18 protein-coding genes and 1 tRNA gene are annotated in these 19,001 nt (G+C 64.1%); 10 read left to right on the top strand and 9 right to left on the bottom strand.

Annotation, left to right across the window (positions count from 1 at the left end):
* Positions 1-138 precede the first annotated feature (138 nt).
* A tRNA-Gln gene (locus V5279_RS18275) sits at positions 139-212 on the top strand.
* Between the two features lie 186 nt (positions 213-398).
* Positions 399-806, top strand: coding sequence for a GNAT family N-acetyltransferase (locus V5279_RS18280; RefSeq protein ID WP_338699633.1), 408 nt, complete (start codon positions 399-401; stop codon positions 804-806).
* Between the two features lie 23 nt (positions 807-829).
* On the opposite strand, the gene V5279_RS18285 is transcribed toward V5279_RS18280, so the two are convergent.
* From V5279_RS18285 to V5279_RS18295, 3 genes are all read right to left on the bottom strand, one after another.
* Entirely contained in the window at positions 830-1,342 is a 513-nt protein-coding gene (locus tag V5279_RS18285) for an invasion associated locus B family protein (protein ID WP_338701275.1), read from the bottom strand.
* 105 nt (positions 1,343-1,447) lie between these two features.
* Positions 1,448-4,594: a multidrug efflux RND transporter permease subunit gene (locus V5279_RS18290; protein ID WP_338699635.1), complete on the bottom strand. Its 3,147-nt coding sequence runs from the start codon at positions 4,592-4,594 to the stop codon at positions 1,448-1,450.
* Positions 4,591-5,760: an efflux RND transporter periplasmic adaptor subunit gene (locus V5279_RS18295; RefSeq protein WP_338699637.1), complete on the bottom strand. Its 1,170-nt coding sequence runs from the start codon at positions 5,758-5,760 to the stop codon at positions 4,591-4,593. The genes V5279_RS18290 and V5279_RS18295 overlap by 4 nt, the downstream gene beginning before the upstream one ends.
* A gap of 182 nt (positions 5,761-5,942) precedes the next feature.
* Here V5279_RS18295 and V5279_RS18300 point away from each other — a divergent pair, with 182 nt between their 5' ends.
* The 7 genes from V5279_RS18300 (at position 5,943) to V5279_RS18330 (ending at position 12,604) form a co-directional block, all read left to right on the top strand.
* Positions 5,943-6,404, top strand: a complete 462-nt coding sequence (locus V5279_RS18300; protein WP_338699639.1) for a MarR family winged helix-turn-helix transcriptional regulator — start codon at positions 5,943-5,945, stop codon at positions 6,402-6,404.
* 126 nt (positions 6,405-6,530) lie between these two features.
* Positions 6,531-6,770, top strand: a complete 240-nt coding sequence (locus V5279_RS18305; RefSeq protein WP_166204262.1) for a hypothetical protein — start codon at positions 6,531-6,533, stop codon at positions 6,768-6,770.
* A gap of 264 nt (positions 6,771-7,034) precedes the next feature.
* Entirely contained in the window at positions 7,035-9,590 is a 2,556-nt protein-coding gene (locus tag V5279_RS18310; protein ID WP_338699644.1) for a TonB-dependent receptor, read from the top strand.
* A gap of 20 nt (positions 9,591-9,610) precedes the next feature.
* The gene (locus tag V5279_RS18315) at positions 9,611-10,300 is read left to right on the top strand and encodes a Fe2+-dependent dioxygenase (protein WP_338699646.1); all 690 of its coding nucleotides are present in this window, start codon (positions 9,611-9,613) and stop codon (positions 10,298-10,300) included.
* A 3-nt stretch (positions 10,301-10,303) separates the two neighbouring features.
* Positions 10,304-11,329: a tonB-system energizer ExbB gene (gene exbB / locus V5279_RS18320; RefSeq protein ID WP_338699648.1), complete on the top strand. Its 1,026-nt coding sequence runs from the start codon at positions 10,304-10,306 to the stop codon at positions 11,327-11,329.
* 3 nt (positions 11,330-11,332) lie between these two features.
* Positions 11,333-11,797, top strand: a complete 465-nt coding sequence (gene exbD / locus V5279_RS18325; RefSeq protein ID WP_338699650.1) for a TonB system transport protein ExbD — start codon at positions 11,333-11,335, stop codon at positions 11,795-11,797.
* Positions 11,798-11,809: 12 nt separating this feature from the next.
* A complete protein-coding gene (locus V5279_RS18330; RefSeq protein ID WP_338699652.1) occupies positions 11,810-12,604 on the top strand; it encodes a TonB family protein in 795 nt (264 codons plus the stop codon).
* A 226-nt stretch (positions 12,605-12,830) separates the two neighbouring features.
* Here V5279_RS18330 and V5279_RS18335 read toward each other — a convergent pair whose 3' ends face one another.
* The 4 genes from V5279_RS18335 to V5279_RS18350 form a co-directional block, all read right to left on the bottom strand.
* Entirely contained in the window at positions 12,831-14,051 is a 1,221-nt protein-coding gene (locus tag V5279_RS18335; RefSeq protein ID WP_338699654.1) for an ABC transporter substrate-binding protein, read from the bottom strand.
* A 194-nt stretch (positions 14,052-14,245) separates the two neighbouring features.
* Positions 14,246-14,674: a hypothetical protein gene (locus tag V5279_RS18340; RefSeq protein WP_338699656.1), complete on the bottom strand. Its 429-nt coding sequence runs from the start codon at positions 14,672-14,674 to the stop codon at positions 14,246-14,248.
* Positions 14,675-14,755: 81 nt separating this feature from the next.
* On the bottom strand, positions 14,756-15,436 hold the full coding sequence (locus V5279_RS18345) for a site-2 protease family protein (RefSeq protein ID WP_338699658.1): 681 nt from the start codon (positions 15,434-15,436) through the stop codon (positions 14,756-14,758).
* Positions 15,437-15,537: 101 nt separating this feature from the next.
* Positions 15,538-16,452 carry a DMT family transporter gene (locus tag V5279_RS18350; RefSeq protein ID WP_338699660.1) on the bottom strand — a complete coding sequence of 305 codons (915 nt, stop codon included), beginning with the start codon at positions 16,450-16,452 and terminating at the stop codon, positions 15,538-15,540.
* Positions 16,453-16,543: 91 nt separating this feature from the next.
* On the opposite strand from V5279_RS18350, the gene V5279_RS18355 reads away from it, so the two are divergent.
* Positions 16,544-17,416: a LysR substrate-binding domain-containing protein gene (locus V5279_RS18355; RefSeq protein WP_338699662.1), complete on the top strand. Its 873-nt coding sequence runs from the start codon at positions 16,544-16,546 to the stop codon at positions 17,414-17,416.
* Here V5279_RS18355 and V5279_RS18360 read toward each other — a convergent pair.
* Together V5279_RS18360 and V5279_RS18365 are read right to left on the bottom strand one after the other, a co-directional pair.
* A complete protein-coding gene (locus V5279_RS18360; RefSeq protein ID WP_338699664.1) occupies positions 17,413-18,159 on the bottom strand; it encodes an SDR family NAD(P)-dependent oxidoreductase in 747 nt (248 codons plus the stop codon). The genes V5279_RS18355 and V5279_RS18360 overlap by 4 nt on opposite strands.
* 26 nt (positions 18,160-18,185) lie before the next feature.
* Entirely contained in the window at positions 18,186-18,917 is a 732-nt protein-coding gene (locus V5279_RS18365) for an SDR family oxidoreductase (protein WP_338699666.1), read from the bottom strand.
* Between the last annotated feature and the right edge of the window lie 84 nt (positions 18,918-19,001).

Genomic DNA, 19,001 nt, shown 5'->3' on the forward strand with positions numbered 1-19,001 from the left:
CCCCGCCAACAATGCTTGCCAAGCGTGGGACCAAGCAGGTAGAAGGTCGCACTCGCGCGGGCGCTGATTTGGCAAGCGAAGGCGCTGCACCGAGATGTCCAGTCATCCAGCTAAGCTGTTGATACCACGGACAATTCTTGGGGAATGGTGTAACGGTAGCACAACAGACTCTGACTCTGTTTGTCTTGGTTCGAATCCAGGTTCCCCAGCCAATCTGCCTTGATGGCGCGAGCAACCCTCAAAATCCCGACACGACTGCGCGGCGCAGCCTGCTCCTGATGCAGGACCGGTCGTCACCCAGCGTGCCCTCACGGCATCGAGGGTGGATTAGCCCGGCGCAATCCACCATGGTCGCGCGCGGCTCCGGCCGCTGCAATGTTGCGACAGAGGTATAGGTGATGGACGAAATTCTTTATGCCCGCGAGCCGTCGATCGGCATCGACGAGTTCATCGAGGTGCTGCGCCAGTCGAGCCTCGGCGAGCGGCGTCCGCTGACGGATACCGAGCGGATGGAGCGCATGATCGCCAATGCCAATCTGATCGTGACTGCGCGGAAGGGGCACACGCTGATCGGCGTCTCGCGCGCGCTGACAGATTTCGCCTATTGCTGCTACCTGGCCGATCTTGCGGTCGATCGTCGGCACCAGGGGCACGGCATCGGCAAGCGGCTGATCGCGGAAACGCGACGCTACGCCGGACCTGAATCGATGTGCCTGCTGTTGTCGGCGCCTGACTCGATCGGGTTCTACAAGTCGATCGGCATGCCGCAACCGGACAACGCGTTTCTCTACAAGCGGGAGCGATAGAGCGGGCGGCTGCCTGCGCTGCCCTACTTGATCTTCTCGTACACCGTCGCGAAGTCTGCGAGCGGCATCGGGATGCTGATGGTTTCCTTGGCGAGATTCTGGAACGACACCTTGAGCTGCTTGCCCGATTTCAGCTGGCTCAGCACATCGGCCGCGATCGGCGCGTTGATGTAGCAGCCGCGCGCTTCGCAGGTCTGGATCGGCACGTCGACGGCCTTGCCGTCGTCGACCTGCAGCTTGGCGCCGACGGGCAGGTTCAGCCCGAGCGGAAGCTGGATCAGCGCGGCCGGCGTGCGGGTGTCGCCGGGAACGCGGATGTTGACCAGCACGATGAGCTGGCCGGTCTTGGTGAGCACCGCGGTCTGCTCCATCGCGCATTCGAGCGGGGCGTCGCGGCTTGCGCTGGTGCAGCGCGCGACCCAGCCGGTGTTATTGCCCGATGCGGCGTCGCCTTGCGGAGCTGCGGGAGCGGCTGCCTGAGCCGGCGTGGGGGCATTCTTGGCCTTGGGCGTCTGAGCGTGGCCGAGGCCGGCCATGCCGAACGCGGTCAACAGGACGACAAGCGACTTTGCGACAATCTGCACGGTACCGGCTCCGAAACGAACATCTTTCGGATGTGCCGGTATGAGGGCAAAGTCAAGTCACTCGGCGGCCTGCTTGACCGATCCGTCCTCGCCGTCGTCGGCGTCGTGATCGGCGCGCGGCGAGCGGCCCCAATTCGCGAACGCGTTGGAGAGCTTGTCGAGATAGAGATAGACGACGGGCGTCGTGAACAGCGTCAGCGCCTGGCTGACGATCAGTCCGCCGACCATGGCATAGCCGAGCGGCTGGCGGATTTCCGAGCCGGTGCCGGTACCGAGCATCAGCGGCACGCCGCCGAGCAATGCCGCCATCGTCGTCATCATGATCGGGCGGAAGCGGAGCAGGGCGGCCTGACGGATCGCCGCCTCCGGCTCCATATGCTGGTCGCGTTCGGCGGCGATCGCGAAGTCGACCATCATGATGCCGTTCTTCTTCACGATGCCGATCAGCAGGATGATGCCGATCAGTGCGATCAGCGAGAAGTCGAAACCGGCCGCCATCAGGATCGCCAGCGCGCCGACGCCAGCCGAAGGCAGCGTCGACAGAATGGTGATCGGGTGGATGTAGCTCTCGTAGAGAATGCCGAGGATCAGGTAGACCACCACGAGCGCGGCCAGGATCAGCAGCGGCACGGTCGACAGTGATTGCTGGAACGCCTGCGCGGTGCCCTGGAAGCTCGAGCTCAGGGTCGCTGGCGCGCCGAGGTCGACCATCGACTTCTGCACCGCCTCTGTCGCCTGGCCGAGTGCTGTACCCTGCGCCAGGTTGAAGGAGATCGTGATCGCCGGGAACTGGCCCTGATGGCTGATCGAGAGCGGTCGCACCGGCACGCTGGTCCATTTCGCAATGGTCGAGATAGGCACCTGCTCGCCGGTCAGCGGCGACTTGATGTAGATGTTGTTCAGCGTGTCGATCGCGCCCTGCAGCTCGGGCAGGACCTCGAGGATCACGTGGTAGCTGTTGAGCTGGGTGAAGTACTGCGTCACCTGGCGCTGGCCGAACGCGTCATAGAGCGTGTCGTCGATCAGCTGCGGCTGGATGCCATAGCGCGAGGCGGTGTCGCGGTTGATCTTCAGCTCGACCGTGGTGCCGTTGGTCTGCTGGTCGGTGGCGACGTCGCGCAGCTGCGGCAGCGTCTGCATCTTGCTGAGGATCTTCGGCGCCCACTGGTTCAGTTCGCTGAGGTCGGCATCCTGCAGCGTGAATTCGAACTGGGTGCGGGTCGGGCGGCCGCCGAGGCGGACGTCCTGCGCTGCCTGCATGAACAGCCGGGCACCCTCGATCTTCTCCAGCTTCGGACGCAGCCGGGCGATCACCTGCTGCGCGTTGGCGTCGCGATCCCTGAGCGGCTTGAGCGTGATGTACATCGCGCCGTTGTTGCCGGCGCGGCCGCTGCCGCCGATCGCCATCGCCACCGTCGCGACGGCCGGATCAGTCATCACGATCTTGCCGAGCTCCTCCTGCCTCCGCTTCATATCCGCGAAGGAGATGTCCTGGCTGGCTTCCGACGTTGCCGTGATCAGGCCGACGTCCTGCTGCGGGAAGAAGCCCTTCGGAATGACGACGAACAGGTAGACCGACAGCGCCAGCGTCCCGAAGAAGATCATCAGCGTCGTGAACTTCCAGCGCAGCGCGAGATCGAGCCCGGACTGATAGCCGCGCAGCATTGCGTCGAAGCCGCGCTCGCTGAGCTGATAGAAGCGGCCGTGCCGCTCCTCATTATGGGCGCGCAGGAAGCGCGAGGCCATCATCGGGGTCAGCGTCAGCGACACGAACATCGAGACGAAGATCGTCATCGCCAGCACGACCGCGAATTCGCGGAACAGGCGGCCGATGATGCCGCCCATCAACAGCAGCGGGATCAGCACCGCGACCAGCGAGATGCTGATCGAAACGATGGTGAAGCCGATTTCCTGCGAACCCTTGAAGGCGGCCGCCATCGGCTTTTCGCCCTCTTCGATGTAGCGGCTGATGTTCTCCAGCATCACGATGGCGTCGTCGACCACGAAGCCGACCGCGATCGTGAGCGCCATCAGCGACAGATTGTCGAGCGTGTAGCCGAACACCCACATCAGCGCGCAGGCGCCGAGCAGCGCCAATGGCACCGTGACGGTCGGGATCACGGTGGCCCAGAAACTGCGCAGGAAGACGAAGATCACCATCACGACCAGGAAGATGGTCAGGAGCAGGGTGAACTGGACGTCCTCCACCGCGGCGCGGATCGTGGTGGTGCGGTCGGAGATGACATCGATCTTGATCGCCGGCGGGATCGCGGCGACCAACCGGGGCAGCGTCGCCTTGATCTTGTCGACGGTGTCGATGACGTTGGCGCCGGGCTGCTTGAAGATGACGAGGAACACGCCGCGCTTGCCGTTGGCCCAGGCGGCCTGCTTGGCGTCCTCCGGGCCGGTGACCGCCCGGCCGATGTCGCGAATGCGCAGCGGCCCGCCATTGCGGTAGGCGATGATGACGTCGTTCCACGGATCGGCCGTGAGCAGCTGGTCGTTGGCATAGATGGTGTAGGCGCGGGTGGCGCCGTCGATATTGCCCTTCGGGCTGTCGACAGTGGCGATGTTGATCGCGGCGCGGACGTCTTCCAGCGACAGGCCCTTGGCGACCAGCTTGGCCGGATCGATCTGGACGCGAACCGACGGCTTCTGCTGACCGCCGATGATGACCTGCGCGACGCCGGAGATCTGGCTGATCTGCTGGGCAAGTTGCGCATCGACGGCATCGCTGACCGTGGTCAGCGGCAGCGTGTCTGACGTCGCCGACAGCAGCATGATCGGCGAGTCGGCCGGGTTGACCTTGCGATAGGTCGGCGGCGAGGGAAGGGTCTTCGGCAGCTGGCCGCTTGCCGCGTTGATGGCGGCCTGCACGTCGTTGGCGGCGCCGTCGATTGAGCGGTTGAGATCGAACTGGATGGTGACCGCCGCGGTGCCCAGATAGCTCGTCGAGGTCATCTGCGCGATGCCGGGGATCTGCGCGAACTGGCGTTCCAGCGGCTGAGCGACCGAAGTCGCCATCGTCTCCGGGCTTCCGCCCGGCAGCGTCGCGGTGATCTGGATGGTCGGAAAGTCGACCTGCGGCAGCGGCGCCACCGGCAGCAGCGGATAGGCGACGAGACCTATGAACAGGATGCCCGCCATCAGCAGCGAGGTGCCGATGGGGAAGCGGATGAATGGTGCGGAAATTCCGGCGCTCATTCCTGCGTGACCTTCGACTGGGATTGATCCGAGCTCGCCACCGCCGTCGTCACCAGGGTCCCCGGCGAGACCTTGTACTGGCCCGCGGTGATCACCTGCTGTCCCGGCGACAGGCCTTCCTCGATCACCGACTTGCCGTCGATCGACTGGCTGACCTTGATCTTGCGAAGCTCGGCCTTGTTCTCCTGATTGACTGAATACGCGTAGAGGCCTTCGGTGCCATGCTGCACCGCGTCATCCGGGACGACGGTGGCATCCTTCAAGGTCCTGACCAAGAGCCGGGTCGAGACCGACTGGCCTGGCCACAGCGCATGGTCCTTGTTGTCAAACACCGCCTTCAGCCGGACAGTCCCGCTTGACGTGTCGACCTGATTGTTGATCAGCGCCAGGGTTCCGGTGGACAGCACCCGCTTGCCGTCGGTGGTCAGGGCAATGGTCTTGGGCGGCGCCACGGCCAGCGCCGCCTTGATGTCGGGCAGCTGGTCTTCGGGTGCGGTGAAGATCACCGTGATCGGCTCGATTTGGGTGATCGTCACAATGCCGGTCTGGGCCGAGGCGTTGACGATGTTGCCGATATCGACCAGTCGCAGGCCGACGATGCCGTCGATCGGCGACTTCACGGTGGTGTAGTCGACCTGGGTCTGGGCGTTGAAGATGGCGGCCTCGTCGGCGGCGATCTGGGCCGTGAGCTGGGCCACGGTGGAACGCTGGGTGTCGAGCTGCTGGCGCGTCGCGAACTCGCCGAGCTTGGTGTAGCGCTGCAGGTCGAGATTGGCGTTGGCGATATTGGCCTCGTCCTGCGCCTTCTTGGCCTTGGCCTGGTCGAGCGTTGCCTGATAGGGCCGCGGATCGATCTCGACCAGCGTGTCGCCGGCCTTGACGAACTGGCCTTCCTTGAAGGCGATCCTGGTGATCTGGCCGTCGACCCGGGTGCGGACCTGGACGGTGTTGAAGGCCTGCACCGTGCCGAGACCGGTGAGATAGACCGGGAAGTCAGCCTTCTCGACCGGAGAGATCTTGACCGGAACGGCCGGGCGCTGGGCAGCCCGCTTCTGCGCAGCCGCGATCGCCTGCTGGTTGTCGGTGTATTTCTGCCAGCCGAAATAGCCGGCCGCGCCGACCGCCGCGATCACTAAAACCCAACCGATGGTGCGTGACTTTGACATGCGGACTCTTGGGCTCGACGTAACAATAAAGGGTGATCGAAACGCTTCACAGAGCTTGCGGATATAATATGCGTGCACTTAATGTGTAAACACACCAAGGCTTGAGAATCCTAAACATTTGGAAAGGTTTAGGTCAGAAACGAGCAGAAACATTCCGTCTGGGAAACGCACCGAGGACCCCTATGTCGCTCGATCTCAAACGCCAGTTCATTGCGCAACTCGTGGAGAGTTCCAGGCTGCTGCGCAATTATATCGATCATCGCGCCAAGGCGCGAGGCACCACGCGTGCACAATGGATTGTGCTGTTCCGCCTGCGCGAGCAGGAGGGACTGTCCCAGGTCGATCTCGCCGACGTGCTCGAACTGCAGCCGATCTCGCTGGTGCGGCTGCTTGATCGCCTTGTTGAGCACGGCCTGCTCGAACGCCGGCCTGACCCCAGGGATCGCCGCGCCAATCGCCTGTTCCTGACCAGGACCGGGCGCCGCCTCGTCGACGACCTCGACAGTCTGCGCGATGCGATCGCCGGCGACGTGCTGCGCGACGTGTCGGACAGGCATGTCGAAAGCGGCCTCAACACGCTTCGCGAGGTCAAGGATCGCATCAAGGCGCTCGGCGAGGAGGCCGAGCACATCGCCGCGAAATAGCGCGCATCTCGTCGCGCGCAGATCTGCTTTCTTGTCCGTTCACCTGCTGCAGCTTGCGCGACGTGGTTGAAACGCCGCGTGATGTCGTTCATACGCGAGCGACGATGCGAGCGGATGAGGGCAGCGATGGATGAGTTGAACGGGCGCATGATGGCATGCCAGATTCTGGTCACCGGATTGATCGCGCGCGTCGCCAACGAGCAGCGCGACCCGCTGCGCTTCCTCACCGACTTCCGCGACGAGATCAAAGCTGTCGTCAACGGCGTCAATATCACGGGCCTGGAGAACAGCGACAGCGTGCGGCAGGTCGCGCAGCGAACCATCGACGAGCTGTTTTCGCTGATGAAGCCACCGAGCGCCGAGTGATCGGGACGACGTACAGACCAGCGCCTTGCAGGGCGGTGGCCGCTGACGCTTGGGTGTCACTTTAGAACAGTTATTAGAACGCTTAAAAACTAGAGTTTAGAACGATTTCAAAGCGCAGATTAGAATCGCTTTGAATTGGGGCGATTCAAGCCGATTGTGGCGCTGATCGCATTGATAAAAAAACTCACGCTCGATAACCGATGAAGACAGTTCGTCGCAGCTTCATTTCGCGAACGAACTGGATTTATCTGGGGCACGCAAAAAATGAGCAATGTGAAGGCGCCGAGATCGTTGCGCTTCGATGCAGCGAACGGTTCGGCTGATGATACGGGCTATTCCGCCACGAAGGTTTCCGCGGTCGCTGGTCTGATCGCGGTGGCGTCGTTTTCGGGGGCGGAAGCGCAGCAAACCAACCTTCCGCCGGTGAATATCGATGCGCCGGTCGCGCGGCCCAAGCCCGTCACATCAAAGCCGACCTCGGACCAGGTGCGCGCCCGCAATGCGCTACGTCGTGCCGCGCGCCGCAACAACCAGCAGGCGCAGCAGGCACCGGTGCCGTTTCCCAACGCCGGCGGTCTTGCCGCCGACCGCGACCCCTACGCGGATCCGGCCGCGCCGTACAAGGGCGACCGCTTGCAAGCATCCGGCAAGTATCCCGAGCCGATCCTGAACACGCCGAGGTCAGTTACCGTGCTGACCAAGGACGTGCTCGAAGACAAGAATGCGACCTCGCTGAAATCGGCGATCCTGTCGACGGCCGGCGTCACGCTCGGCACGGGCGAGGGCGGCAACGCCTTCGGCGACCGCTTCTTCATCCGCGGCTTCGATGCGCGCAATGACATCTTCATCGACGGCGTCCGCGACGCCGGCGTCAGCGTCCGCGAGAACTTCTTCACCGAGCAGGTCGAGATCCTGCGCGGTCCGGGCTCGTCCTTTGCGGGACGCGGCACCACCGGCGGTGCGATCAACATCGTCACCAAGCAGGCGACGACGGAGAAGAGCTTCTACAACATGGACACGACGTTCGGCACCGACCGCACCAAGCGGGTGACGCTCGATGTCAACCAGGTGATCAGCCCGACGCTGGCGATCCGCGCCGGCGGCCTGTTCCAGGATGCCGGCGTTGCCGGCCGCGGCTATGTCACCGACAATCGCGATGGCGGCTTCGTCGCAGCGACCTGGAAACCGGTCGACGCGGTCAAGATCACCGGCAACTACATCCATACCGAACTCACCGGTATCCCGGATTTCGGCGTGCCGTACTACCGGCCGAGCACGGCGAGCACGGCCGGTGGCCCGTTCCCGGACTTCGGCGTCAACCGCAACAATTTCTACGGCTTCGTCAACCGCGACTTCTTCAGGACCGGGCAGGACATCGGCACGATCAATGCCGAGGTCCAGATCACGCCGGACCTCATGATCAGCAACAAGATCCGGGAATCGCGTTCGACCCAGAAATACATCGGCACGCTCCCTGAATCGCCGACGCTCGCCGCTGGCGCGCCGTTCACGGCGTATACGCTGAGCGCCAATCCGCAGAGCCGTTTCCAGGTCACCGACGTGTTCGCCAACCAGACCGAGGCGACCTACAAGTCGGTCGACGGGCTCGGCTTCAAGCACACGACGACGGCCGGCGTCGAATACGACAACGAGCGGTCTTCGATTGACAGCTTCACCGGCCTGAGCTCCGAAATCACCACCGGCACATCGTCGTTCACGGGGAGCGGTTCGCTCTCCGGCGTCAGCGTCTTCAACCCGCAATTCACAAATCAGCCGTTCGGGATACCGTCGCTCCTGGGAAGGCCGACCAAGATCGGTATCGACACCGTGAGCGGATACGTCATGGATTCCGCCAACTACAACGACTTCGTCATCCTCAATGGCGGCGTCCGTTACGACGACTACAAGATCAACACGTCCGCATTCGCGACCAACGGCACCCTCGGCCAGCAGTCGGCCGAGTTCGGGATGCCGAACTTCAACCTTGGCCTCACCTTGAAGCCGCTGCCGAACGGCAGCGTCTATGCAGCCTACGCGACCTCGTCCAACCCTGTCGGCGCCGAGTTCGACGGCACCAGCACCGCCTATGGCGGCATCAATCCCAACCTTCCCGGCGGCAACACCCAGATCTTCGGGCCGGAAAAGAACAAGGCCATCGAGGTCGGCACCAAGTGGGAGCTGTTTGATCGCCACTTGCTGGTGACGGCGGCGCTGTTCCAGACCGAGAAGGAAAACGCGCGCGAAGCGCAGAATGTCAACAACGCAACCGCGGCTTCAGCGCTTGGATGCACCTACCCAGCCGGAACGACCGGCAACATCTCCTGTATCACGGCGGGCGCCGCCTACCGTATCCGCGGTATCGATCTCGGCGTCGGCGGCAAGATCACCGACAAGTGGAGCGTGTTCGGCGGACTGGTGCTGATGCAGTCGGTCGTGACGAAGTCGCTGGCGCCGCCGGCCAACACGATCCTGTACTCCAGCAACGTTGGATTGCCGCTCGCCAACGTCGCGCCTCAGTCGTTCAGCATGCTGACGAAGTACCAACTCACCGACATGTGGGAGCTCGGCGGGCAGGCGGTGTACCGCTCGAAGGTGTATGGCGGCACGTTGCTCGCGGCGAACCAGGGCACGTCGATCCCGAGCTACTGGCGCTTCGACGCCTTCGCCGAGGCGAAGATCGACAAGAACTGGACCATGAAGCTGTTCGTCAACAACATCTTCGACAAGCGCTACTACGACGCGTTGTACCAGAGCGCAGCGCCGTTCGTGCTCGAAGCACCCGGACGCGCCGCGTATCTGGTTGTTTCTGCGCGTTACTGACGGAGGCTTCGCGGCGGACGATGCTGGTCTGTGTTCCCAACGTATTGAGCAAGGCTGATGTGGCGGACTTCCGCCGCATCATGGATGCCAGCGGATGGGAGGACGGCCGCTCGACCGCCGGTGCTGCTTCCGCGCTGGTCAAGCGCAACGAGCAGCTGCCGCCCGACAGCGAGGTCGCGCGGCAGCTTGGCAACCGGATCCTGAGCGCGCTGTCGGCAAGCCCGCGCTTCATCTCGGCGGCGATTCCGCTTAGAATCTTTCCACCCTTGTTCAACCGCTATGCCGCAAGCGACGGGCACCATTTCGGCCTGCATGTCGACAATGCGGTGCGCGGCGACAAGCTGACGGGCCTGCGGATCCGCACCGATCTCTCGGTCACGCTGTTTTTATCGGAGCCGGAGGACTACGATGGCGGCGAGCTTGTGATCGAGGATCTCTACGGATCCCATGAAATCAAGCTGCCGGCGGGCGATCTGGTAGTTTATCCTGCTTCCAGCTTGCATCTGGTCACGCCGGTCACCCGGGGCACCCGGGTTGCGTCTTTTTTCTGGCTGCAGAGCATGGTACGGGATGCACACGCGCGCAGCCTGATCTTTGATCTCGATACGGCGATCCAGGCTCTGGTGGAGCGGCTGGGGCGCGATGACCCTGAAACGGTCAAATTGACCGGCATCTATCACAACCTGATCCGTCACTGGGCTGAAGTGTAACTGATGATGACATTCAAGTTCCCCGCTGCATCCGCCGTGATCGCCTCGCTGGCGATGCTGATGCTGGCCGCGCCGTCTTCGGCGCAGCAGCAAACGGCGCCTGCCGCGAAACCAGCGCCCGTGACCCAGTCTCAATTGCCGACGGCCCAACAGGCGCCGGCGGCCCCATCCCCAGTCGCTGCGCCGGTGGCCCCGGCGGCACCGCAAGCCCAGGCCGCCCCGGTACCTGCCGCGGCGGCTCCGGCACCGACCGCGATCGATGCGTCGTCGGCCGCGCCCGCAGGCGGCGATGGCAAGTCGCTGAAGTCGACCGGCACCGGGCTGCGCGAATTGTCGCCGTGGAATATGTTCCTGAACGCCGACATCATCGTGAAGGCGGTGATGCTCGGCCTTGCCTTCGCGTCGCTCGTCACCTGGACGGTGTTCATCGCCAAGATGGTCGAGCTGACCGTGGCGCAGAGCAGGCTGCGTGGCGCGCTGGCCAAGATCGCTGAATCGCGCTCGCTGGCGGAAGCCCAATTCGCGCTCGGCGCCAAGGGCAGCGTGCTGTCGTCGTTTATCGCGGCCGCGATGCGCGAGGGACGTCTGTCGGCGGGGATCTCCAGCGACAGCGGCATCAAGGAGCGCGCCGCGTCGAGCTTTGCCGAGATCGTGCGCGCCGAAGCCCGCAAGATCCGCATCGGCATGGGCCTGCTCGCGACCATCGGCGCAACGTCGCCCTTCGTCGGCCTGTTCGGCACCGTCTGGGGCATCATGAACAGCTTCATCGGCATTTCGAAGTCGCAGACCACGAATCTTGCCGTGGTGGCGCCGGGCATCGCGGAGGCGCTGCTGGCAACCGCGATCGGCCTCGTCGCGGCGATCCCCGCCGTGATCATCTACAACCATTTCTCGCGCGTCACGAAGGTCTACCTCGAACTCGTCAACCGCGCCTCGGGTGCGGCCGGACGTCTGTTGTCGCGCGATCTCGATCGCACCCATGGCAGCGTTCCGCTCGGCACGCATGCGCGCGCCGCGGCGGCGGAGTAGGCGATGGCAGTCTCGATCTCCGAGAACGATGGCGACGACGATTTCGCGGAATCCCACGAGATCAACGTCACGCCGTTCATCGACGTGATGCTGGTGCTGCTGATTATCTTCATGGTGGCGGCGCCGCTCTCGACCGTCGACCTGCCGATCGATCTGCCGACCTCCAGCGCGACGCCGCAGAAGAAGCCGGACAAGCCGACCTATGTCAGCATCAAGCCGGACTTGACGTTGGCGATCGGGGAGAATTCGGTGAAGCGCGCCGACCTGGCCAATGCGCTGGATGCGGTGCCGGAGATGAGCCGGGACAAGTATGTGTTCCTGCGCGCCGACCGCGTCGTGCCCTACGGCGAATTGATGGGCGTGATGGAGTTGCTGCGCGCCGGCGGCTACACGCGGGTCAAGCTGGTCACGCTCGAGGGCGTTCCGGGAGCGCCCGCGGCACCGCAGGCCGAGCCGGCCAAACCCTGACGGCGAACAACGATGTCCATCAACCCCGATCTCGATCTGCGGGCGTCCAAGCGGCTCTGGGTGATCGCCGCGGTGACGGCGGTCGGGCTGCATCTGGGCGGCGCGGCGCTGGCGCTGACCAATTTGCGCGGCGACGACGGCGACGAGGGCCTTGGCGCTGCCGGCGCGGAATATGCCGTCGAGCTCGCCTCTCCGGATGTGCCTGAGGAAGCCGCACCGCCCGGAGCGCCGGCCGATGAGCAGCAGGCCGTGCAGGAGATGACCCAGCAGAAAGCGGAGGTCAAGGATACCGACCTGCCGCAGGCCCAGCCGATGGAGGCCGACGACCCCGATCGCATCGTCACCGAGGACAACAGCAAGAAGCAGAAGGAGGAGGAGGCCAAGGTCGCCAAGGTCGAGACCAACGCGCAGGAGGCTCAGCAGGCTTCGGAGGCGGCGGCGCCGACCAAGCTGGAAGACGCTTCGCGCCAGTCGGAGACCACCAAGGCCCCCAATCCCGGCATCGGCAAGGACAAGCTCGCGCTGACCGCCAAATGGGGCAAGAAGATCAGCGCCTATCTCGACCTGCACAAGAAATTCCCGGAGAACAAGATCAAGGATGCCAAGGTCAAGGTGGCCCTTGTGCTCAACCGCGTCGGCAAGGTGCTGTCGGTCGCTGTGATGGAATCGTCGGGTGACGCCGCCTATGACGACGCGGCGGTCTCGATGGTGCACCGTTCCGATCCGGTGCCGGCGCCCCCGGCCGACCTGACCGACGATCAGTTCTCCTTCAGCCTCGACGTCAAGTTCAACAAGCCGAAGAAGTAGGCGGAAAGACTCGCGATACGATCGCAAGTCTTCGTCATTCCGGGGCGCGACGAAGTCGCGAGCCCGGAATCCATTTCACCATTGAATACGCTGCCAAGTCGCGTAGGGCGGGTTAGCGAACAGCGTAACCCGCCATTCTTTTTCGACGAGCGGTGGATTACGCTCCCGCCTTCGCTCGTCGAGCTACGGCGGACGAGTCGCTAATCCCCCTACACAGCTGCAGCGCTCAGCTTTTCTTCACCAATGGGCAGACGCTCTTCTCGAGCGGCAAAAAGGCTTCATCGGCGGGGATGGTGGCGACCAGCTTGTAATAGTCCCACGGATACTTTGACTCCTGTGGCTTCTTCACCTCGAACAGATAAGCGGGGTGGATCTTGCGGCCGTCGATGCGGATCGAACCCTTGCCGAACAGCGGATCGTCGGTCGGCAATTCCTTCATCTTGGCGACCACGGCGCGGCCGTCATGCGGATTGCCGCCGAGCGCCTCCAGCGCCTTGAAATAATGGATCAGCGACGAATACACGCCGGCCTGCACCATGGTCGGCGGGTTCTTCTTGAAGCGCTCCATGAACCGCTTGGTGAAGGCGCGGGTTTGGTCGTTCAGGTCCCAGTAGAACGTCTCGGTGAAGTTCAGGCCCTGCGCGACGTTGAGGCCGAGCGCGTTGACGTCGGTCAGGAACATCAGCATGCCCGCCAGCTTCTGGCCGCCGGCGACGATGCCGAACTCGGCCGCCTGCTTGATCGCATTGGTGGTGTCGCCGCCGGCATTGGCCAGGCCGACGATCTTGGCCTTCGAGCTCTGCGCCTGCAGCAGGAAGGACGAGAAGTCGGCGTTGTTGAGCGGATGCTTGACGCTGCCGAGCACTTTGCCGCCATTCGCGGTGACGACCGCCGCGGTGTCGCGCTCGAGCGCCTGGCCGAACGCGTAGTCCGCGGTGAGGAAGAACCATGTGTCGCCGCCGGACTTCACCAGCGCCTTGCCGGTGCCGTTGGCCAGCATGTAGGTATCGTAGACCCAGTGCACCGTGTTCGGCGAGCATTGCGCGCCGGTGAGGTCGGAGGATGCCGAGCCCGAGTTCAGGTTGACGACGTTCTTCTCCTTGGCGAGGTTGGCAATCGCGAGCCCGACGCCCGAGCTTGCGAGGTCGACGAACACGTCGACCTTCTCGACGTCGATCCACTGCTTGCCGATGTTGACGCCGACGTCGGGCTTGTTCTGGTGATCGGCCGAGATCACATCGATCTTCCAGCCCTTGGCGAGCAGCCCGGAATCCTCGATCGCCATCTGCGCCGCAACCGTCGAGCCGGGTCCGCCGATATCCTGATAAAGACCGGACTGATCGCCGAGGCTGCCGACCCGGACAACCTTGTCCATCGTCTGCGCCGACACGCTGCCTGCGAGCACGAGGCTCGTGGTCATGACCAGGGCTGCAATGGAACGCTTCATCTTCCCTCCAGTATGATTTTGTTTTTTGAGTTCCACATTATGCCCGGCATCAGGCGTATCGCCTAGGGCACTGGCGCGATCGGTCGCACGCGTTATTCCACGCTGCGGCGATATGAGTGGCCGGTGACGCGACGGGATGCCGCGGCGTCCGCGCGTCGACATCAAAACAGGGAAGGGTTGAAGCGCGGACTGCGCTATTTGAAGTAGTAGCGGATCGCGACGTAGACCACGACAAGACAGGCGAAGATCAGCGCCACCGGCATCGGGCGCTTCGCGTTCGCGTCGGAGGCGTTCGCCTTCTTCGCAGGCAGGCGGCGGAACGTGGTGACGTTGCCGGTGTCGGCGACCGGTTCGCGCGAGCGCGCTGGGACCTCCGGTGCCTTGCCGGCGCCGCCCATCTCCGCATAGTAGGTGCGGTACATCTGCTGGATGGTTGCCTCGCCGGCATCGGCTTCGCTCATCTGGTCCACAAGCTTCTTGTAGATGGCGAGGAAATTCTGCGCCTCGGGCGGCAACGCGGAGGCGCCGTTCAGCTTGGCCATCATCTTCCAGGTCGCAAAGTCAGCCCGCGCGCGGGTGTCGGCGCGTCGTGCAATCAGCATATCGGCAGCTTTGATCACCATGGCCTCGAAGCGTTCCCGTTCCCGCGCATGACCCGGACAAATGGACGCCGGTTTTCCGATCAGGTCATGCCTAAAGCAAGGCTATGTGTTTCCGGTAATGAGGAGAAGGGCATTGATCACATAGCCGGTCAGAGTTCGCAGTATCGTTGAAATAACATCAAGATTTAGGCCGATCTGCCGGCCGACCACCGGCAGCAGGATCAACAGCCCGATCAGGATCAGCATGCCGTAGGGCTCGAGCCTGGAGAGCGGGATCGCCAGCGGCCGCGGCAACAGCCCGACCGCGACCCGGCCGCCGTCCAGCGGCGGAATCGGCATCATGTTGAAGATTGCGAGCACGATATTGATCAGGAAGGCGTTTTTCAGGTTGTCCGCGGTCCATTTTGCGGCATCGGCCGGCACCAAGGGCAGCGCGTGGAATGCCAGCGCTGCCGCGGTCGCCAGGATGATGTTGGTCACCGGGCCGGCCAGCGCCACCCACACCATGTCGAGCTTGGGATGGTTGAGCTTGCGGAAGTTCACCGGAACCGGCTTGGCGTAGCCGAACAGAAACGGCGAATGCGCGAACAGCAGCATGGCCGGCAGGATCAGCGTGCCGAACGGGTCGATGTGCTTCAGCGGGTTGAAGCTGACACGGCCGAGCTGCCAGGCGGTGTCGTCGCCGAGCCGGTGCGCGACGAAGCCGTGCGCGGCTTCGTGGAAGGTGATGGCGATGACCAGCGGCAGCACCCAGACGGAGACGTCGTAGAGGGAAATATTCAAATGCGTGCCGCCTCGGGTTTGCTTGTCGGGTTTGCTTGGACCGGACCGTTAGGCTAGCACGGATTCGCCAAAGACCTGGCTGGCGGGGCGTTTGCCGCAGGTCAGCGCGCGTCAGGTGCGACGGCGGGCCCGATTGCGTGCGCCTGTTGCGTCTGGGTGGTGGCGATCCAGATGCCGGCGAACACGGTGACGATGCCGGCGATCAGATTCCAACTCAGCGGCTCGCCGAGCAGGACTGCGCCGACCAGCGAGGCCGCGATCGGGTTGACGGTGACTGATATCGCGACCCGGGTCGGCGTCGTCCGCTCCAGCGCAAAGGCCCAGAGATAGAAGGTGAGCGCTGCGCCGAAGGCGCCGAGATAGATCGCGCCGAACCATTGCGGTGCGCCGAAATCGGTAACCGGCGCAAAGCTGCCACGCACAAGGGAGGCCGTTATGAGGACCGCGGCTCCGGCCGCCATGGCGAGCGTGGTGAAGGGGATCGGGCCGGAACGGCGGATGAAGGGTTTCGACCAGATGCTGTAGAGCGCCATGCACAGCGCGGCCGCGACCATCAACAGGTCGCCGCGCCAGGCGCCCACGGGCGCCGTGGCGAGGCCGGAGAGCAGCGCCAGCGAGACGCCCAGGATCGTGACCAGCACGCCTGTGGTCTTGCGCGCGGTCAGCGGCTCGGCACCGAGGGCAGCGCCGACCAGCATCGTCAGCAGCGGCAGCGTCGAGAGCGCGAGTGCGCCGCGCGCGGCGGTCGTGAAGATCAGCGAAGCGTTGAACAGGATCGGAAACGCCGCAAAGAACAACAGGCCGAGGCCAGCGACGCCGGGCCAGTCACGCCGCGGCGGCCAGCTTCGACGCTGCAACAGCGCCAGCGGCAGCAACGGCAAGACGCCGATGCCGAAGCGGAATGAGCCGATGGCCAGCGGATCGATGGCGCCGACCAGATACCGCGTCGCCCCGATCGAGGTGCCGCCCAGCGCACTCGACAGCACCGCCGCCAACACCCCAGAGATCTCGCCCATGCCGTTCGCCCCCGGTTTCGCTTGCGCAATCTAGGAAAGAGGCGATAATCAGGAAATGGAATAGATTTGATCAATCAAATCACGATTCGTTATGACTGTTCCTGTCTTGGACCCGGATCTGCTCCAAGCCTTCGTCGCGGTGGCCGACCATCGCTCCTTCACCCGCGCCGCCTCGGCGCTGAACCGGACCCAATCGGCCGTCAGCATGCAGGTGAAGCGGCTGGAAGAGCGGTTGCAGGCCGAGCTGTTCCACCGCAGCACGACCAATGTCGATCTGAGCGCCGCCGGCGAAGGGCTGCTTGGTTACGCCCGCCGCATTCTGAGCCTCAATGCGGAAGCAGTCGGCCGGGTGCGCGAGCGTGGCACGGATGGGCGGGTGCGCCTTGGCGTGATGGACGACTACGGCACGTTGATCGTGCCGCCGCTGCTCAAGGACTTCATCGCCAACTATCCGCTGATCCATATCGAGATGGAGACCGGACTGACCTCGTCGATGACGGACCGGCTCGGCGAAGCCTATGACCTCGTGATCGCGATGCACCCCGAGGGACGCGGCGAGGGCGAGCTGCTGCGCACCGAGCAGGCGGTGTGGGCCGCGAGCGCCGCGCATCGCGTCGAGCAGCTCGATCCGCTGCCGGTCGCGCTCTATCCGCAGGGATGCCTGTTCCGGAGCTGGGCGATGCAGGCGCTCGACGAGGCCAACCGGCCGTGGCGGCTCGCCTTTGTCAGCCACAGCCTGTCCGCCGTCGAGGCGATCGCGGCGCAGGGCCTTGCCGTGACCGTCGTCAAGTCGGGCACCTTTCCGCCAACCTTGCGGCGCCTGACCGCGCGTGACGGCATGCCGCGACTGCCGCGTGCGGAGATCCGCCTGCACCGCGCGCAAAATCTTTCGCGCGCCGCGGCATTGCTGGCCGATCATCTCGTCACGGCGCTGCGGCAGCCAGCCAGACGAGGCGCAGCTTAATACGTCGCCCGGCCGCCGGAGATGTCGAATACCGCGCCGGTCGAGAAGGCGCAGTCCTCCGACGCCAGCCACGCCACCATCGAAGCGAGCTCCTCGACCTGCACGAAGCGGGCCTTCGGAATCTTCGACAGCATGAAGTCGATATGCGCTTTCGTCATCTGGTCGAAGATCGCGGTCTTCGCCGCGGCCGGCGTCACCGCGTTGACCAGGATGTCGTGCTGGGCGAGCTCCTTGCCCAGCGATTTCGTCAGCGCGATCAGGCCGGCCTTCGACGACGAATAATGCGCGGCGTTCGGGTTGCCTTCCTTGCCGGCGATCGAGGCGATGTTGACGATGCGGCCGTACTTCTGGCCGATCATGGTCGGCACGATCGCCTTGCAGCAGATGAAGGGACCCTCGAGATTGATGCGCATCACCCTGCGCCAGTCGTCGAGATCGGTTTCCCACACAGGCTTGTTGGCCCCGGTGATGCCGGCGTTATTGACGAGGATGTCGATCTTGCCGAACGCCCGCAGCGTCTGATCGCGCGCGGCGTCGACCGCGGCGGGGTCGGTGACATCGGTCTTGATCGCGATGACGTTCTCGCCGATCGCCCGCGCGGTCTTCTCGGCCAGCGGCTGGTCGAAATCCCAGATCGCGACCTTGGCGCCGGACGCGACAAAGCGCTCGGTGATGGCGCGGCCGAAGCCTTGCGCGCCGCCGGTGACGACGGCACAGCGGCCGTTGAGATCGATCTTGTTCATGCAAAATGCCTTTGATCGCGTGGAGGTCAGAGCATGAAGCCGCCGTCGACGACCATGTCGACGCCGGTGGTGAATGCGGCCTCGTCGCTCGCAAGATAGACCGCCATGGCCGCGATCTCCTCTGCGGTGCCGAGCCGGCCCATCTTCTGGCGAGCGACGAATTTCTCGCGTCCATCCGGGCCGGCGGCGGCCGCGCGATCGAGCATCGAGGGCGTCTCCACGGTGCCCGGGCAGATCGCATTGCAGCGGATGCCCTGGGTGATGAAGTCGAGCGCGACCGCGCGCGTCAGCAGCGAAACCGCTGCTTTCGACGCGCTGTAGACATAGCGATTGGCCGGCGGCCGCAATGCCGCGCAAGACGAAATGTTGACGATGCTGCCGCCTCCGCCCGCCAGCATCGCAGGCAGGAACGCCTTGATGGTCCGGTGCATGGATTTGACGTTGAGGTCGAACGAGAAGTCGAAATCCTCGTCCGAGCACTCCAGAATCGTGCCGTGATGCACGAAGCCCGCCGCATTGAGCAGGATGTCGATCTTGCCAACGCGCTTGGCGAAGCTGTTGACCTCAGCGCTGCTGCGAACGTCGAGCCGGGCGGTCTCGGCGACGCCTTCCTTGCCCAGCGTGGCGATGCCGCTCTCATTGATGTCGGTGGCGATCACGGTTGCGCCTTCACGCGCGAATGCGATGGCGCATGCACGCCCGATGCCTGCCGCGGCAGCGGTGACAATTGCGCGCTTTCCCTTCAGTCGGTCTGACATGACTTTCTCTCCCGGTTTCCTCGGGTCATTCCGGGACGCGCGCAGCGCGGGCCCGGAAACCATACTCCCGATGGTGGTTATGGA

It is taken from the genome of Bradyrhizobium sp. 26S5 (assembly GCF_036923295.1).
Lineage (GTDB): Bacteria > Pseudomonadota > Alphaproteobacteria > Rhizobiales > Xanthobacteraceae > Bradyrhizobium > Bradyrhizobium septentrionale.

Excerpts from the sequence above, each read along its gene's own strand:
- V5279_RS18350 (WP_338699660.1), bottom strand. The coding sequence starts at position 16,452 with ATGGGCGAGATCTCTGGGGTGTTGGCGGCGGTGCTGTCGAGTGCGCTG.
- V5279_RS18280 (WP_338699633.1), top strand. The coding sequence starts at position 399 with ATGGACGAAATTCTTTATGCCCGCGAGCCGTCGATCGGCATCGACGAG.
- V5279_RS18360 (WP_338699664.1), bottom strand. The coding sequence starts at position 18,159 with ATGAACAAGATCGATCTCAACGGCCGCTGTGCCGTCGTCACCGGCGGC.
- V5279_RS18295 (WP_338699637.1), bottom strand. The coding sequence starts at position 5,760 with ATGTCAAAGTCACGCACCATCGGTTGGGTTTTAGTGATCGCGGCGGTC.
- V5279_RS18340 (WP_338699656.1), bottom strand. The coding sequence starts at position 14,674 with ATGGTGATCAAAGCTGCCGATATGCTGATTGCACGACGCGCCGACACC.
- exbD (WP_338699650.1), top strand. The coding sequence starts at position 11,333 with ATGGCAGTCTCGATCTCCGAGAACGATGGCGACGACGATTTCGCGGAA.
- V5279_RS18310 (WP_338699644.1), top strand. The coding sequence starts at position 7,035 with ATGAGCAATGTGAAGGCGCCGAGATCGTTGCGCTTCGATGCAGCGAAC.
- V5279_RS18300 (WP_338699639.1), top strand. The coding sequence starts at position 5,943 with ATGTCGCTCGATCTCAAACGCCAGTTCATTGCGCAACTCGTGGAGAGT.
- V5279_RS18315 (WP_338699646.1), top strand. The coding sequence starts at position 9,611 with ATGCTGGTCTGTGTTCCCAACGTATTGAGCAAGGCTGATGTGGCGGAC.
- V5279_RS18330 (WP_338699652.1), top strand. The coding sequence starts at position 11,810 with ATGTCCATCAACCCCGATCTCGATCTGCGGGCGTCCAAGCGGCTCTGG.
- V5279_RS18290 (WP_338699635.1), bottom strand. The coding sequence starts at position 4,594 with ATGAGCGCCGGAATTTCCGCACCATTCATCCGCTTCCCCATCGGCACC.
- V5279_RS18355 (WP_338699662.1), top strand. The coding sequence starts at position 16,544 with ATGACTGTTCCTGTCTTGGACCCGGATCTGCTCCAAGCCTTCGTCGCG.
- V5279_RS18285 (WP_338701275.1), bottom strand. The coding sequence starts at position 1,342 with ATGGCCGGCCTCGGCCACGCTCAGACGCCCAAGGCCAAGAATGCCCCC.
- V5279_RS18365 (WP_338699666.1), bottom strand. The coding sequence starts at position 18,917 with ATGTCAGACCGACTGAAGGGAAAGCGCGCAATTGTCACCGCTGCCGCG.
- exbB (WP_338699648.1), top strand. The coding sequence starts at position 10,304 with ATGATGACATTCAAGTTCCCCGCTGCATCCGCCGTGATCGCCTCGCTG.
- V5279_RS18335 (WP_338699654.1), bottom strand. The coding sequence starts at position 14,051 with ATGAAGCGTTCCATTGCAGCCCTGGTCATGACCACGAGCCTCGTGCTC.
- V5279_RS18305 (WP_166204262.1), top strand. The coding sequence starts at position 6,531 with ATGGATGAGTTGAACGGGCGCATGATGGCATGCCAGATTCTGGTCACC.